The sequence below is a fragment of the Metamycoplasma phocicerebrale genome (genome assembly GCF_003383595.3).
GTDB lineage: Bacteria > Bacillota_I > Bacilli_A > Mycoplasmatales > Metamycoplasmataceae > Metamycoplasma > Metamycoplasma phocicerebrale.
This window is the reverse complement of record NZ_CP033058.2, coordinates 555909-572706: the sequence shown is the minus strand read 5'-3', so window position 1 is coordinate 572706 and position 16798 is coordinate 555909. Positions and strand designations below refer to the sequence as shown.

15 protein-coding genes and 1 tRNA gene are annotated in these 16798 nt (G+C 23.8%); 4 read left to right on the top strand and 12 right to left on the bottom strand.

Features of this window, described 5'->3' with window-relative positions:
• Together dnaG and DMC14_RS06345 are read right to left on the bottom strand one after the other, a co-directional pair.
• Window positions 1–1917 carry a DNA primase gene (gene dnaG / locus DMC14_RS06350; protein WP_116171637.1) on the bottom strand — a complete coding sequence of 639 codons (1917 nt, stop codon included), beginning with the start codon at window positions 1915–1917 and terminating at the stop codon, window positions 1–3.
• A 15-nt stretch (window positions 1918–1932) separates the two neighbouring features.
• On the bottom strand, window positions 1933–3309 hold the full coding sequence (locus DMC14_RS06345) for a glycine--tRNA ligase (RefSeq protein WP_116171636.1): 1377 nt from the start codon (window positions 3307–3309) through the stop codon (window positions 1933–1935).
• 234 nt (window positions 3310–3543) lie between these two features.
• On the opposite strand from DMC14_RS06345, the gene ffh reads away from it, so the two are divergent.
• The 4 genes from ffh to DMC14_RS02415 all read left to right on the top strand — a co-directional run bounded on the left by ffh (window position 3544) and on the right by DMC14_RS02415 (window position 6368).
• Window positions 3544–4869, top strand: a complete 1326-nt coding sequence (gene ffh / locus DMC14_RS02430; RefSeq protein WP_116171635.1) for a signal recognition particle protein — start codon at window positions 3544–3546, stop codon at window positions 4867–4869.
• A 134-nt stretch (window positions 4870–5003) separates the two neighbouring features.
• Complete coding sequence (locus tag DMC14_RS02425) at window positions 5004–5531, top strand: hypothetical protein (RefSeq protein ID WP_116171634.1); 528 nt, start codon at window positions 5004–5006, stop codon at window positions 5529–5531.
• Window positions 5524–5886, top strand: coding sequence for a DUF4231 domain-containing protein (locus DMC14_RS06340; RefSeq protein ID WP_116171633.1), 363 nt, complete (start codon window positions 5524–5526; stop codon window positions 5884–5886). Before DMC14_RS02425 ends, DMC14_RS06340 begins: the two co-directional genes overlap by 8 nt.
• Before the next feature lie 74 nt (window positions 5887–5960).
• Entirely contained in the window at window positions 5961–6368 is a 408-nt protein-coding gene (locus tag DMC14_RS02415; RefSeq protein ID WP_116171632.1) for a DUF4231 domain-containing protein, read from the top strand.
• A gap of 43 nt (window positions 6369–6411) precedes the next feature.
• On the opposite strand, the gene DMC14_RS06335 is transcribed toward DMC14_RS02415, so the two are convergent.
• From DMC14_RS06335 to ftsZ, 10 genes are all read right to left on the bottom strand, one after another.
• Entirely contained in the window at window positions 6412–8571 is a 2160-nt protein-coding gene (locus tag DMC14_RS06335) for an SGNH/GDSL hydrolase family protein (RefSeq protein WP_116171631.1), read from the bottom strand.
• A 1-nt stretch (window position 8572) separates the two neighbouring features.
• The gene (ylqF, locus tag DMC14_RS06330) at window positions 8573–9415 is read right to left on the bottom strand and encodes a ribosome biogenesis GTPase YlqF (RefSeq protein ID WP_116171630.1); all 843 of its coding nucleotides are present in this window, start codon (window positions 9413–9415) and stop codon (window positions 8573–8575) included.
• 15 nt (window positions 9416–9430) lie between these two features.
• Window positions 9431–9958, bottom strand: coding sequence for a tRNA (cytidine(34)-2'-O)-methyltransferase (locus DMC14_RS02400; RefSeq protein WP_116171629.1), 528 nt, complete (start codon window positions 9956–9958; stop codon window positions 9431–9433).
• A gap of 57 nt (window positions 9959–10015) precedes the next feature.
• Window positions 10016–13246 carry a DEAD/DEAH box helicase gene (locus tag DMC14_RS06325; protein ID WP_116171628.1) on the bottom strand — a complete coding sequence of 1077 codons (3231 nt, stop codon included), beginning with the start codon at window positions 13244–13246 and terminating at the stop codon, window positions 10016–10018.
• Between the two features lie 206 nt (window positions 13247–13452).
• Complete coding sequence (gene rpsO / locus DMC14_RS02390; protein WP_116171627.1) at window positions 13453–13719, bottom strand: 30S ribosomal protein S15; 267 nt, start codon at window positions 13717–13719, stop codon at window positions 13453–13455.
• A gap of 126 nt (window positions 13720–13845) precedes the next feature.
• Window positions 13846–13922: transfer RNA gene (locus DMC14_RS02385), tRNA-Ile, on the bottom strand.
• Between the two features lie 42 nt (window positions 13923–13964).
• On the bottom strand, window positions 13965–14363 hold the full coding sequence (gene rpsI, locus DMC14_RS02380) for a 30S ribosomal protein S9 (protein WP_116171626.1): 399 nt from the start codon (window positions 14361–14363) through the stop codon (window positions 13965–13967).
• Between the two features lies 1 nt (window position 14364).
• Window positions 14365–14799 carry a 50S ribosomal protein L13 gene (gene rplM, locus DMC14_RS02375; RefSeq protein WP_116171625.1) on the bottom strand — a complete coding sequence of 145 codons (435 nt, stop codon included), beginning with the start codon at window positions 14797–14799 and terminating at the stop codon, window positions 14365–14367.
• Window positions 14800–14880: 81 nt separating this feature from the next.
• Window positions 14881–15543 carry a 16S rRNA (uracil(1498)-N(3))-methyltransferase gene (locus DMC14_RS02370; protein ID WP_116171624.1) on the bottom strand — a complete coding sequence of 221 codons (663 nt, stop codon included), beginning with the start codon at window positions 15541–15543 and terminating at the stop codon, window positions 14881–14883.
• A 106-nt stretch (window positions 15544–15649) separates the two neighbouring features.
• Window positions 15650–16771 (bottom strand): cell division protein FtsZ, encoded by a 1122-nt coding sequence (ftsZ, locus tag DMC14_RS02365; RefSeq protein WP_116171623.1) that lies wholly within the window; start codon window positions 16769–16771, stop codon window positions 15650–15652.
• Window positions 16772–16798: the final 27 nt, after the last annotated feature.

The following is a 16798-nucleotide window of genomic DNA, read 5'->3' as shown; positions in this document are numbered from 1 at the left end:
TTATTCCTTTCCTTTTTTTGTGATCAATTCTTTAGGGCTGTGATTGTTTTTTTGATCTACTAACTCTTTTATTTTCTGATTATATTTTTTTAATTCCAATATACTATCATTTCTAATAGTCATTTCCTTAATTAATTGAGCTTCTTCAAAATATTGTTCAAACTTCTTTTTTAATAAAGGCTCTTTTTCTTTATTGATGTCCTCTTTCAAACTATCTAATATATTATTAATACCAACTTTTTTGCCTTCTTTATTCTTTTTGACCACATAAGATATTAATTCTCGAGTTGGTTGAATATTATCATCAAATGTTAACGAATGAAATTGCTCGTTTTGAAACTGTTTGGCAAATTCAGGTTGTGATAAAGTGGCTAAAAGTATATCATTTAATAAAATTCAATGAGGACTTAATTGTTTCTTAAGAATGTTGATTTTATTTTTATTAGAATAACTGTTTTTTGTATTTTCCTGTTGATAACTAGTCAAATTTTTGCTTGATATATTATCGATTATTATTTGATTATTATCTATAAAAAAATTATTTTGTTCCTCAAGATGAGAATTCTCATTTATTTCATTTTTTCTTTGTTCTTTTACTTTCGAAGCAAATGATTTATCAGAAGGAAAATTAGGTTTTGAAAAATCAGCTAAATACGAATTAAATATATTTTCATTTAGAATATTATTATCATTTAATTTTTTTTGTAAAGTTAAAGTTAATTGTTTATTAACATAATATATATATTCAAATAAAATTTTATAGTTTTCAAATTTTATAGCTTCCGATGCTTTTGAATTGTGAACATTTTTAAATTTATTATATAAATATTCCACAATATCCATTTTGTTATTAATTGTATTTAACAAAGTTTTACCATTATCCAATTTATATAATTCATCTGGATCTTTATTTAAATTGTTTTTTATAATATTAACATTTAAGTTATATTTATTGGCATAATATAATATCATTTTTAAATTTTTTAAAGTAGCATTTATGCCTGCCTTATCATTATCAAAAAACAAATTAATTGTTTTATTAGATAGTTCTTTTAAATGAATTGGAGATAATGAAGTTCCCATTATTGCAACTGCATTTTTAATTTGACATTTATACAATGCTATGCAATCAAATTGACCTTCAACCAAATATACTTCATTAGTTTTCGATATTTCTTCTTTAGCATGAAAATAATTAAACATTACTTCATTTTTTTTAAATACTAAAGTTTCTGCACTATTTAAATATTTGGGATCTGAATTGTTTGTTATATCTCTACCTGAAAAAGCAACAACGTTTCCAAATTTATCATGTATTGGAAAAATTAATCTATCGTTAAAAAAATTTTTATTTTCATAAGAAGAAATTAAAGAAGAATTAAATATACTAAAAGTATCAAAATTTAATTCTTTTAATTTATTATAAATTATTTTTTCACTTGCTGCGTAACCTATTTCAAATTCTTTTATTATATCTTTAGTTAAATCACGTTTAATTAAAAAAGCTTCTAATTCTTTAGTTTTTTCAAATGTTATTTGATATTTAAAAAAATCTAAAGCAGCACTATTTAATTCAAAAAGTTTTGTATGTTCACTTGAAACGTTAGATTTATTCAAATATTTTCCAAAAGAGCTGATATCTAGATTAAGTTTTTTAGCCAAAAATTTTAGAGCTTCAATAGAACTTAAATTTTCTCTATATTCAATAAATTTAATTACATTCCCGCCTTTGCCACATCCAAAACATCTAAATATCCCTTTTTCCTTATTAACAACAAAAGATGGAGTTTTTTCTCCATGAAATGGGCAGCATGCCTTATAGTTTTTACCTTGTTTTTCTAAAGCTACATATTCCCCTATTATATTTACTATATCAGCATTAGATATAACATATTCTCAAACATTTTCTTTAATCATTACACCTAATTTCTTTTATTTACTATTTTTTATTAAATATTGTTCTATTTCATAAATAGAGATTGTATCTTGCTTCATATTATCTCTATTTCTTATTGTTACAGTATTTTTTTCAATAGTATCAAAATCAACAGTTAAACAATATGGAGTTCCTATAGCATCTTGTCTTCTATATCTTTTTCCTATCGAACCAGTTTCATCATAAACTAAACGTAAATTTGTTTTTTCTAATAAATTTTCAAATATTTTTTTAGCTGGTTCTGTAAGTTTCTTCATTAGAGGTAAAATAGCTAATTGATAAGGAGAAATTTTATAATCCAATTTCAAAACAACTCTTTCTTCATTATTATCTAATTTTTCAATTTCAAAAGAATCAATTAATAATGCAAATAGCAATCTATCTAATCCAATGGAAGGTTCTATTATATAAGGGATAATTTTTGTTCCATCTTCTTTTAAGTATTCTAGTGATTCGCCTGAATATTTCATATGTTGACTTAAATCATAATTTCCTCTATTAGCTATACCTAATAGTTCTCCTCATCCAAAAGGAAATAAATATTCGATATCACTTGTTCCCTTAGAATAATGACTTAATTCTTCTTTTTCATGTGGTCTAATTCTAATGTTTTCTTCTTTTAGGCCTAGACTTAAAACCAATTTTTTACATTTTTCTATCCAATATTTATAAAAATGATCACTATCTTTTTCTTCACAAAAGTATTCTAATTCCATTTGTTCAAATTCTCTTGTTCTAAAAATAAAATCTCTAGGAGTTATTTCATTTCTAAAACTTTTACCTATTTGACCTATACCAAATGGCAACTTAGCTCTTGTTGTACGTGTTAAATTCTTAAAATTTACAAATATACCTTGAGCCGTTTCCGGTCTTAAAAAAGTTTCAGAAGAGCTGTTATCAATGGCTCCCATTTGAGTTTTAAACATTAAATTAAATGGTCTAATAATTCCTCAATCTGTATTTGAACCGTCATATTTTTTAACTTTCTCTTTAATAATTTTTTCTAAGTCTTCAAAACTATATTTTTCAACATTTATTTCTGGAAAAAGATCTTTTACTATATGGTCTGCTCTATATCTTTTGTTATTGATCTTATTTTCTATTAAAAAATCAGAAAAATTATCAATATGCCCACTAGCTTTTCAAATATTTTTATGCATTATTATTTTTGAATCTATTTGATAATTTTTTTCTTTTCTAATAAAGTCATTAACTCATTGTTGTTTAATTTGAGACATCATAGCTGTTGCCAAAGGTCCGTAATCTCAAGTATTAACTACACCTCCATAAATTTCAGAATTTTGATAAACAAAACCTTGATTTTTTAAGTGAGCTATTACATCTTGAATATTTTTATTTTCATTATTAGCCATAATCCTCCAATTTGAATTCGCTTTTTAAAATAACTTTTAAAAGAATATAAAAAATTTTATCAAAAAAAGAAATTTATAATTGTTTTTAATATATTTTTATATTAAATTATTTAAATATTAGCCATTTTGCTAAAATAAATTTTATTTTTTATATTTTATTTTAAAAAATCAATATATCAAAAATTGATTAGTTTAATTATTAATAATTAAATACAACTTTGTTATAATATTTTCATGTTAGATTTTATACAAAGAAGAATGCAAAAATCAATGGATAAGATTAATAAAAAATTATCTATTAATGAAGAAGATATTTTAGAAGTATTAAGAGATGTAAAATTAGCGTTATTGGAGGCAGACGTTAATCTAGTTGTTGTAAAAAATTTTATTAAGCAAGTTAAAGAAAAAGCTATTAATAGTCAAATTATTGGTAAATTAAATCAACAAAAAACAGTATTAAAGATATTTAAAGATGAATTAACAAGTATTTTAGGAAATCAAAAAATAGAAATTAAACCTAAATCATCTTTAACAAAAATTATGATGGTAGGGTTGCAAGGTTCAGGAAAGACAACTACAGCTGCAAAACTTTCAGTATTTTTTAAAAAGAAGGATATCTTTAAAAATCCATTGTTAGTAGGCGATGACATTTATAGACCCGCAGCGAGAGAACAATTAGAACAATTGGCAAAACAAACGCAAACTAATTTTTATACACAAAAAGAAAATGATGCTGTTTTAATTGCTTCGAAAGCTATAGAACATGCAGAAAACAATAAAAATGATTTAGTAATAATTGATACTGCTGGTCGTTTAGCAATAGACGAACAATTAATGAATGAATTAAAAAATATTAAAAAATATACAAAACCTGATTATATTTTTTTAGTTGTGGATGCAATGAGTGGGCAAGATGTAATTAATACTGCAAAAACCTTTCATGAAGAATTACATTTAGATGGTACTATAATTACAAAACTTGATTCTAATGCAAGAGGTGGAGCCGCTTTAAGTATTACTCATTTATTAAATGTTCCAATTGCTTTTATCGGTGTTAGTGAAAAAATTTCTGGTTTAGAAATATTTTACCCTGATCGTATGGCTGATCGTATTTTGGGAATGGGCGATGTTTTAAGTTTAATTGAAAAAGCTTCTGAAGAAGTTGATGAAAAAATGATGAAAAAAATTGGCTATAAAATGATTAGTGGTAAATTTGATTTAACGGATTTAATGAATTCATTAGCCCAAATTAAAAAACTAGGTAAAATGAAGGCCATATTAAAAATGATTCCGGGAATGGCAGATAAAATTAACGACGAAAAAATAGATGAAGCAGAAAACAAATTTAAAATTTATACTTTTTTAATAAATTCTATGACTGAACTAGAAAAAAAGAACCCTAAATTATTAAAAAATTCCTCTAGAAAAGAAAGAATAATGAAGGGATCAGGAAGAAGCGCTAGAGAATATAACATGTTGATTAGTGATTTTGAAAGAATGTCGAAACAAATGAAAGAAATGGCTGCTAATCCACAATTAAAAAAAGGTATTTTAGAATAAAAAAAAATAAAAGAGCATCAAGATTTCGTTTAAATTATCTTGGTGTTTTTTATTTTGATTTTTTTAAATTTATACATAAATGTATAAAAAAATAATTATTGTTAATATTAAAATAAAATTTGTATAATTAAGCAATGAATGAAAATACAAAAATAATAGATAATAAAGAGTTAAATAAAAATTTAATTTTATATTTTGATGAAGAAGCGATTAGAATAAAAAAGAAAATTAAATTTATAACTATTTTTCAAATCTTATTAGGAACTTTAATATTTTTATTAAACTTAGCAATAGTGGGTTTAGCAATATACGCCTTAGTTCTTGGGCAAATAAAACTTGCTGAATCAAAAGGAAATATAAATTTATATAATGCATTTAAATCATCAATAACAACATCTATAATTGTTGCTTTTTTTACTTTATTATTATTTATGTTTGTTGTAGCTCAATCCATATATAAAATTTTGTCCAAAACTTATACTTATAAAAGAATTTATAAATCGTTAGAATATATTAAAAATTTATATATTTATGATAAAAACTTTACTGAAAGAGACTATGAAGAAAATTTAAAACAAATAATAAAAATTATAGATATTTCAGCTAGTGAAAAATTAAAAAAAGCTTTTTTAAAAACTTTGCAAGGGGAAAATAATGACTAAAAATAAGAAAAAAACTAATAATTTTTTAGTTGAATATGTTGATAATTTAGAAAAGACTTTAAAAATTAAATATGCTTTTTGAAATTTTTGATTTGGTATTTTTAATGTTGCTATTCTTACAGTAGCTATGATTTTATCTATTTTTAGTTCTATACAATTATTTTACGATTTTAAATGAGCTAAAGATTTTCAAAATTATTTATTAATAACTTCTGGTATTACTGCTATAACATCTTTTTTAACAAGTATAATGTCATTTTTTACCTTAAAGAAAAGAATTATTCAATATAAAGCAAGACTGGAAAAAATAAGAATAGAAAAGTTTTTGTTTAAAGAAAAAAATAGGTATCTATAGAGAAAGTATAAGAGATTTAAATTTATACAAAAAAGTATGTGAAATATGTGATCTAGATTATAAGGGAGTTGTCTATGGAACAACAAAATAAAGAAAAACAAATAGAAATTTTAAAAAAACATGAAGAAACTTCTAAAAAATACAGAAAAAAATATATTATTTCAAGATTCTTTTATATTTTTATTAGTTTAATTATTATGATTATTTCATCTTTGCAAATTATTTTAAACCTGTTTGCAATTAGGTGGAATAATGATCTAACATTAAAAACAATATTTTTATTTATAGCAATTTTAGCTGCTTTAATAGCATTTATTCAATCTATAATGTTGTTTTTTGATTTTAAAACCAATAAAGAAGAAAATAATATAAAACTAGAAAATCTTATTAATTTAAAAAACAAGTATATAGAAGATCCTAATTCGGTAAAAACAAGTAAATTAGCTAATGAAATATATGATATTAGTAAGGATAATAATTAATTATACAAAAATAAACAACCCTGTATTTTGCGGGGTTGTTTATTTATTCCAATTTATTTTTAGAAATAATAGATTGAATAGTTAACAAATGTTTTGCCACTTTTAAACCCACTATAAAGAAATTATTTAAAGAAATTATTTTGATTCATTTCATTTTTCTTTGCTTTTGCAAATTTTTTTTATTTTTAAATACTAAACCATATAATGATATTGATTTAATTTTATCTAAAATTCTTAAAAAGATATTGTTTAAATATTTAGGATTATTTTTAATAATGTTAAAAATACTTATAATAGAGTTTTTTAAATTTTTATAATCTTTTGCATCAAAACGTTGAAGTCTAATAGAACTTTGGATTGTTTGAACAACAAAATCTACTGTATTATCGAATTTATTTTCATCAGATATTTCTAAAAACATTTTATCAAATAAAAATAATAAATTATACTTATTTTTAATTATAAATGACGATCAAAATTCATCAAAAGTATTTAATTTAACATATATATCCGAATAATTAATTAAAGATTCCACTAAAAAATCTACAAATTCTTTAAATGAACTTAAGCTAGATAAATATTCTCTTACTTTTTGAAATTTTTTGTTGTTTTTAAAATTAAATAAATAACTTAATAAATCTGTATTTAAGCTTTCTTTAATACCTACTTCAAAAATTTCTTTTATCTCTTCTCTTGATTCATTAATTAATCCTGAACTAAAAAAGTATTTAAGAACATCATAAACCATATTTTGTTGATTTACAATTATATTGTTAAACTCTTTTTTCATATCACTAAAAGTAATGCCTCTAGACTCTAAAATAGATTTTTTTGATAATTCTTTTTCTAATATAAAAAGAATATTATCAATTTTTCCATCTTTTAATAAAGTTAGAGCAAACTCTTTTGAACGTTTTTCATTATTTAAAAAATCAATAATTTTATTTACTATTTCATATTTTTTTTCAGCAAAAGCAAATTTTTCTAAAATAATTCTTTTAAGAGTTGCACTAATTGGTGCTTTACTATATCTAATAAATAAAGAACTAAAATTTGAAAAATTTATTTTTGAATCTAAATAATTAGAATTATTTTGCTCTCTTTTGTTATATATATAAATATGTTCATTTTTATTTTTGCCATAAGTATTTTTAAATAATTCTAAATTTTCTTGATCATTTTTTAAAGAAGAATATTTATCAAAATTACTCAATCAATAATCTTTATTTAAAATATATTTTTTTTCAAAAGAATTAACATTTAAATCATCTTCAAATGTTTTTTTATTTAATAAAAGTTTTGAATAAATATCATATCCTATTTTTTTATATCCTTTTTCAGTTGGATATATAGACAAAATATTTTCGCTTAAATAAAATTTATTATTATCTCAAAAATCCTCATCGTTTACATTAATATATTCCACAGAATATTTTTTAGCTGTATTCATTATTGCATTATTTAACTTATTTTCAATATATTTATATAAGTTAAATTTATTTAATCTTGTAACATTTACAAATGTATTTATTGCTTCTTTTAAATGAATTAATAAACCTGCATAATTAGTTAAAACAATTTTAGCTTTTGAATTAATATTTTTGATAGTGCTAATTAAATTAAATAATTTTGATTCTACTTTAATTGCTAAAATTGATATTTCTTTTTGAATTTCTTCTAATTTTGCATCTCTTGTATCTCCTGTTAATTTATGAAGCAAAGTAAATTCATGATATGGCAATAAAGCTAAAAAATCATATAAACCTGCTGTCAAAGTAATTAAATTAGCTTCTTTTATTTTTTTACTATAAATTTCAAAATTATTGTTATTAATATTTCATTCATTAAAATATTTTGAAAAATGGTTTTTAAATGGATTTGGCGAATATCAATCTAGTGATTGCAGTAAATCTATTTTATTGTTATTTTGTTTTAAATCTTTTTTATTATTAGAAAAAAGAGAAGTTAAAAAATCAATAGAGCCACAAACAACACCTAAATTATAAAAACTATTTAATTCATAGTTTGGGTTTTGCTTAATTAAACAAGCTAAAGACGAAGGATAACCTAATCCAATAATTTGGCCATTATCATTCATATATCCATTAGTATTAAAACCTATTTTAGAATTATAACCAGCCACAAAGGAATCGCCTAAAGCTAAATAATTAATTTTTATTTTTTGATTAGTATTTTTTTCCATTTTATTTACCTTCTTCTATTAAATCAAAAATTACATTATCTATGTTTTTAAAATAATTTATTAATAAATTAATTGCTTTGTTAATATCATACACCCCATTTTTTATTAAAAAATTATTATTTTGTGCAAGTTTAGTTAAATTTTGATAAATATTGTCTTCCTCTATTGCTGGTTCTAAATTGATATCTATTAATTTTTGAGGATAATATTTTGTCATTAAACGATATAAAGTAATTATTAATTCATTTAAAGGTATAGCTTCTTGTCTAATAGATCCGACTAATGCTAATTTTGCTCCTATTTCTTCATTTTCAATTTTAGGCATCAATAGTCCCGGAGTGTCTAGCAACATATAGTTTTTACAGTTAATTCATTGCTCAGATCTAGTAACACCAGCCGTAGAACCCACTTTTGCCGATTTTGTTTTAGACATTGTATTTATTAATGTGCTTTTTCCAACATTGGGAACACCCAAAACCACACATTTTAAAGGAGGAGTTAATTTATTTTTGGCATCATTTTTTGCCTTAAATTTTAAATATTCCTTATTCAAAGCATTGTTGATTTTATTATAACTGTCACGCTTTTTTAAATTTGTTATTATTACTTGTCCACGTTTTTCATATCTAGATATGAATTTTTTTAATAATTGGATATTTGTTTTATCTGCTTTATTAAAAACAAATAAAATAGGTTTATTATTAATAATTTTATATATTTCTTCATTAAAGGAACTTAGTGGTATTCTTGCATCAAGGACAACAATAAAAAGATCGAAAAGCTTTTGCTTTTCTTGCAATAATCTAAATTGTTTGGCCATGTGACCAGGAAATCAATGAATCATAAGTGTCCTTTTTTATTAATCTTTTTTTAAAATAAAATCTTTTCCTTTTTGTACTTCATATAATGATAAGTCTTTAAAATCATTTTGTCTTAAAACTTCATATAGTACAATTGCAACTGAATTAGCCAAATTTAAACTTCTACACTTTTCATTCATTGGTATTCTTAAGCAATTTTCAATTTTGTTTTGCATTATTCTTTTAGGTATACCAGTGCTTTCAGTTCCAAACATAATCCAAATTTCATTATTATTTTTTAGTATTTCATTGTAATTAATTTCTGAGTAATTATGCAATCCATAACGAGTTACATAAAAAATATTTTTATCTGGATATTTTTTTATAAAATCATCATAACTATTATGAACTTCATGCTGAATTTCACTTAGAAAATGACCTGCCGCCTTTCTTTTTAATCAGTGAGGATGCAAATCGAAAGCTATTGGTTTAATAATATGCAATTTAGCCTTAGCAGCAAAAGAAGTTCTAATTATATTTGCTGTATTGGGACTTATTTCTGGTTGATATAAAATAATGTTAATCATAATTTATATATTATATTAAAAAATAATCTAATCTTAGTAAGATTAGACTATTAAAAACTATTTATTAATTAAAGTGTTTATAAATTTAAACATAGAAGGTTTATTATCATTAAATCTAAAACTAGATATTCTATAAATCGGATATCCTTTTACAGACATAAAATCTGTTTTAATTCTTTTTTGAATAAAAGTATCTAAATCTACATCATTAGAAGAATCATCTATATTTAAACCAACAATAAAATTATTTCTATTGTCCAAAATAGCCATATCTATGTTATATGAACCAACACAATAGTTTAACTCTATTTTAATATCATTAGCAAAACTTTGTTCGTTTAATCAAGCTTGAATTTCAAAAATAAATTGCGTTTTATCAGAACGATCATTATTGTTTGTATTTATTGAATCACTAATATATAGTTTTTGTTTATCAGATTTTAATTGAATGTAATTTAATCAACGTTTAAAAGTCATTAAATTCTCATTTTTAGGATCTATTTCATTAGTTTTTATACTTTTAATTACAATCATTTTATCTTTTGCTCTTGTTATAGCAACATTTAAGGCATTTCTACCTTTTTTAGAGCCTATGTAAGTAGAATGCAATGAGGTTTTAGATGTATAACCAACTGAAGCTATAACTAATTCCGCTTCATCACCTTGAATATTTTCTATATTTCTTAATATAACCTTATCTTCCAAAACTTCAAAAATCTTAGGAGATAATAAAGCTATTTGTTCACGAATGTAATCTTGTTGCTTGCGATTAAATGCTAAAAGAATAATTGAATTATATTTTTTTAAATTTTTTTCACAAATACTAATCATTTTTGCGCATTCAATTTCATTTTTATTATCTATTCATTCACCATCTACATCAACAACTTCAACACTAGTTTTTTCTTTCTTGCCATAACTATCCAACCCTTTTAAAGAAGAATCATAAAATTCTTTGCTTGAAAATAAAACTAGCTCAGATGAATTGGAACGATAATTCATTTCTAATACATATTTAGGTAAATGATTATTAATAGCTCAATCTAATAATGAGGTAATTTCTTCGTCACTATATTCATCTTCAGTCTCATCACGTGTGCTAAATCAATTTGAAGGTTGCATTTGTTGACTATCACCAGCCACTATGACTTTATCAGCTATAGAAATAAATGGTATAGCTTTCTCAATATAAATTTGACTAGCTTCATCAAAGATAACATAATCAAAATGATCTTTTTCAAAATCCACAAAATTTCCTAATATTTCGGGTGTTCCTACATATATATTGTAAACACGCTTAATAATATCTGAAAATAAAGAAGTAATAATATAGGGAGGAGTTATTTTTCTTTCTAATCTTCCTAAAAATCTATTTAGCTTTTGACGTTCTTTTTCTCCATTTTGACGATATGAATCTAAGCGTTCTTTAGCTAAATAGGCAGAATTTTCATATATCATTTCTAACATTTCAGGTGTTGTATTATCTAATTTCTTAAAATCTCAATATTTTGTATAATCTTTTTCTTTATCATCAAATTCAATAAAAGAATTTAAACGAATAAAGTTGGATAATTGTACTAAATCTTCTATATCGTAACGAGATAATTTTGCATTATAAAATTTAATAGCATTTTTAGCGTTATTATAAATTCTTATAAATTTAAGACTTGGGCTTTTAAAAATGGATGCATTTGGTTTTAAATAACCTAATTCCATAGCTATTTTTCTACGAGAAACTTTTTTATAATTCTTGAAAATTTTCAAAAAATCGTTTTTAGACTCCATCTTGTTATATAACTTATAAAAATGAGCAAAATTATTAATATTTTGAACTACCATTCCTCTATTTTTTATACCATTATATGCTTTTAAATCTCTTGAAAATATTTCTCCTAATTCAGATTTGGCATTTAAATAATTAAACTCATTTTTAGAGAAAAAACTAGAATTATAATTGTTTAGATCATTATATTTATAAGCAACATTTATTTGTTTAAAGTATTCTATTATAGGCTTATAAAAATATTCCTTCTCTGTTTGGTTAATTTTAGCTGATTCTGAAAATTGGAACATCATATTTTGATATTTATTTAAACGCTTTAAAACAACATCTAAAGCCACTTTTTTTTGCGAAATAAATAAAGCTTTTTTATTATTTTTGGCAATATTTATTAATATATTTGCAATTGTTTGCGATTTGCCCGTTCCCGGGGGACCTATTATTATTGAAGAATTATTTAAAGTTCCAACTATTGCTTTTTCTTGGCTAAAATCAGAAGCAGTAACTCTTGCTATATTACTCTTTTCTAAAGCTTTTTCATATGCCTCTTTACTGTAATCTCGCAAGTCATCTATACGAATTAAATTATCAATCTTATCGGCTAATATTAAATTAATCATAGCCTTACGCAATTTTGTTCCACCGGGATTAACTTCAAATAGAGTAGTACCAGGCAATAATTCAAAACTACCGTCATTTTGAAAATCATTTTTTGAGCATTCTATTAAACTTTCAAAAAATATATTTTCGTCATATTCGTTTGTAAAATTTAATTCTTTAATATTTTTAATGCTTTCTAATGCTTCTGAAATTGTTATTTCTTCACCATTGACTAAAATTGGCAATTTATTATCGCTATGTTGTTCAATTAAGTATTTAATTTTTTCATTAATAATAATATTTTGATCAGCGTTTTCTAAATAAACTGAATTTCCCGAAAAAGTTATTTTTGCTGATTTTAAAATGAAAGGAGCATATAAATAAACGTCATCTTTTCTATATCTTATAAATAAAGTACCTATAAATAGAGGTCATATACTTGTTTCTGCATATATTTCTTCTACTCTTTTAGCATTAGTTTTTCAGGTTTTAATAAAATCACTATTTTGATCAATAATTTTATTTTTATAAATAGGTAATCATCTATCTGGATTTAAATTTAAATTATCATGCATTTTCGGAGATATAGAATAATCATATTCTTTTGCTCATTGAATAAAATTATCAACATTGCGTATGTGTTTTAATTCTTGCAGTGTTTTGGAATCGAAAGAATTTTTTAAACTTATTTTAAAATTTTGGTTTTTAAAAATATAACGTAAATTTTTAATTCCAATTAATTTTTTAAGATCTAGACTTAAATTGGATGTCTTAAAAAAAGTAGCATTGTCTCCGCGACTTTTTATATCCAACAAATTATTAACTAATTTTAAATATTTAGATGAGTGAAGTTTTTTTAAATCTATTTTTTTTATAGATGTTGAATCTGGAACGAATATTTGTTTCATTTTTAGCCCCTTTTTAAATTTATAATAATCTATATTATACATTATTAAGTTTTTTGCTTTAATGATAAACTCACTTTAATATAAAAATTACTAAACATAAGATATAAAAGTTATTTTTATTCTAAATTCTAATTATTTTTTTAGCAATAATTTTTATTAATTAAAATAAAAAAAATGCCCTTTTTATAGGGCGCAAATATTTAAAGCTATTTTCTTATATTTAAAGCTTTAATGGTTTCTTGGTATAATGAATAGTTTTCCAATTTTAAGTGATTTAATAATGCTTTTCTATGGTTAACTTTTGCCATAAAACCACGCATTGAGTGTAAATCTTTTTTATTAACATTGAAGTGTTTTTTTAATGATTCAATATCTTCAGTTAATATAGCGATTTGTACTGGTAAATATCCTGTATCTTTATCGTTTCTACCAAATTGTTTTACTAATTCTATTTTTCTTTCTTTTGATACCATAATAAAATCCTTTCATAACCTAGCAATAATCGTAATTATTACCAAGGAATAAATAATATTCAAGAATATTATACATTAAAAATAAAAAACATGCTTAAATTGCATGTTATGATCAATTTCTTGAAATGGTGCGAACAAATGGACTTGAACCATCGACCTCACGATTATCAGTCGTGTGCTCTAACCAGCTGAGCTATGCTCGCATATAATGGGTTAAAAACCCATATAAGTATACCACAATAAAATTAACGTTTTGAAAATTGTCTTGATCTTCTGGCTTTTCTCAAACCAAATTTTTTACGTTCTTTAACACGGGCATCTCTTGTTAAGAAACCAGCATCTTTTAGTTTGTTGCGGTATTCATTATTCGAAGCTTCTAACAAGCTTCTTGCAATACCTAATCTGATGGCTCCAGCTTGACCTGTAAGGCCCCCACCATTAACATTTGCAAAAACATCAAATTGATTTGTTGTTTCTGTAATAGCAAAAGGGCTTAAAGCATCTTTTAATAAAATATCAGAATTTAAGTAATCTTTTGCTACCTTACCATTTATTAAGAAATTTCCCTTACCTGGAACTAAATAAACTCTAGCAACAGATGATTTACGACGTCCTAGACCATTATATCTAATTTTATCTGCCATATTATTTAACCTCGATTAATGTTGGTTTTTGTGCTTCTTGCTTGTGATTTGCATCAGCATATACAAATAAGTTTTTAAATTGTTTACGGCCTAAGGTTGTATGAGGCAACATACCTCTAACTGCTTTTTCTACAAGAGCTTGTGGTTTTTTAGCTCTTAATTGAGCTGCTGTAATTTGTTTTAAACCACCTGGATACCCAGTGTGGTGGTAATAAATTTTCTTTTCATCTTTTTTAGCTGTTAAAAGAACATCTTTAGCATTAATAACAACTACATTGTCGCCCATATCAACATTTGGAGTAAATGTTGGTTTATTTTTCCCGCGAAGGATTGAAGCTACAAGAGTTGAAAGTCTACCTAATGGTACGTTGGCTGCATCTACGATGTATCATTTTTTATCAACTAATTCTTTTCTAATAATTGTTGTTTGACGCATACTTTCTCTTTCTATGTATTTTTAATTTTAAATTGCAATTTAAATTTATGCTTATCAATTATAACAAAAAAACATTTTATGTTACAAAATTTTTGACATCATATATATTAGAGCTGTCTCAGCTCTTAATATTGTTTTTGTTAAACTAACAATCTGAATATTTTTTAGTTTAGCTTTAGCTATTTCTTGTTGTGAAAATCCACCTTCTGGTCCTACTATTAGAATAGCATCTTCATTAATTTTATTTAATTTTTGATCCTTTTCATTTTCATAAGCCAAAATTTTGTTTTTTATTGGGTAATTTATTAATTCTTCAAAGTTTAAGGTTTTTTCTAATTTTGGAATTATATTTCTAAATGATTGTTGAGAAGCTTCTTGAATTATTTTTTTAAATCTAAGAATTTTGTTTTCTATATTAATGTTTCCTTTGTCACAATATTCCGAAATAAAAGGAATTATTGTAGTTGCGCCCAATTCAACCGCCTTTTGTAAAGCTATTTCAAAATGGTTGTGTTTAATTAATGGAATGGCTACAACTATTTTAAAATCCAATTCATTATTAATATTTAATTTTTGTTTAATTATTGCCTTATTAGGAAATTCATAATTACATAAATAAAACTCATTGTTGTGGTTTATTAAAAAATCTTGATTTTTAATTCTAATTACTTTTAAATGCTTTTGTGTTTCTAAGTCTAATTCAAAAGCATTTCCAATTTTATTTTTGCTAAAAAATTTATACATAATAAGGAATTATATATTACATTAGTAAAAATAAATAAAAAAGAGGAGCTAAGTCCTCTTTAACTTTAATGAAATGTTTAAAAGAAATAAAACTTCTTACATCATCTTAATTTCTGCTTGTTTTAAACAATAATTCATTGTCGTCTGAATTGTAATCATCTTCTTTAGAATAAGAATTTGATCTATCAGAAGCTCCAATAGTTAAATATTCTTGGGTAGCATCTGAATTAGAATTTTCAATCCCCTCAATATTAGGTTGAAAATCATTTTTTGGTTTTCGTTTAATACCTGTTGCAATAACTGATACATAAACTTCACCAAGTTTTTCTGATTCTTCATTGGGTATATCAGTGACTCCAAAAATTACATTAACATCATTACCAGCAATTTGATTAAATTCACTAACTGCCTTATTAAAATCATTTAATGTAGTTTTTGTAGATGTTGAAAAGTATAGTATAGCATTTGATGCACCAACAATACTTGATTCTAGAATAGGGCTACTAATAGCACTTTTAAGCGCTTTAGAAGCAGCGTTTTCACCATTAGCACTTCCAATTCCAACAAGAGTTTCACCACAGTTTTTAATAACTGTTTCTAAGTCCGCTAAATCTAAATTAATTCTTCCCGGTATTGCAATTATATCCACTATAGTTCTAATAAATTGTTTAACAACATTATCAGAAACTCTAAAAGCATCATTAATTGAAGAATCTCCATATGCTTCTAATAATTTATCATTAGATAAAATTATGTAAGAGTCAACATGTTTTTTTAATTCTTCTATGCCTTCTAAAGCTATTTTTTTTCTTTTAGCACCTTCAAATGAAAATGGAGTTGTAACAATAGCTATAACTAATGAATTTTGTTCTTTTGCTGCTTTAGCAATTATTGGCGAAGCTCCTGTTCCGGTTCCTCCGCCCATTCCTGCTGTGATAACTACTAAATTTGCTCCTTTTATTCTTTCTTTAATTTCTTGCAAAGAGTGTTCAGCAGCTTTTTTTCCTACTTCAGGATTAGCCCCTGCCCCTATACCTCTTTTATCACCAAGAGCTAAAGTTAAAGATTTATCAAACTTATCTAGTATTTGCTTATCTGTATTTGCAACAATAAATTCTAAACCATCTATTTTTTTATCTAAAAGTGTTTGAATACTATTATTTCCACCGCCACCAACACCTATAACTTTGATGCTAGCAACTGAATTGTAATTATCACTATCTAACATGTTTTCTCCTAAATAAATAATCTATCA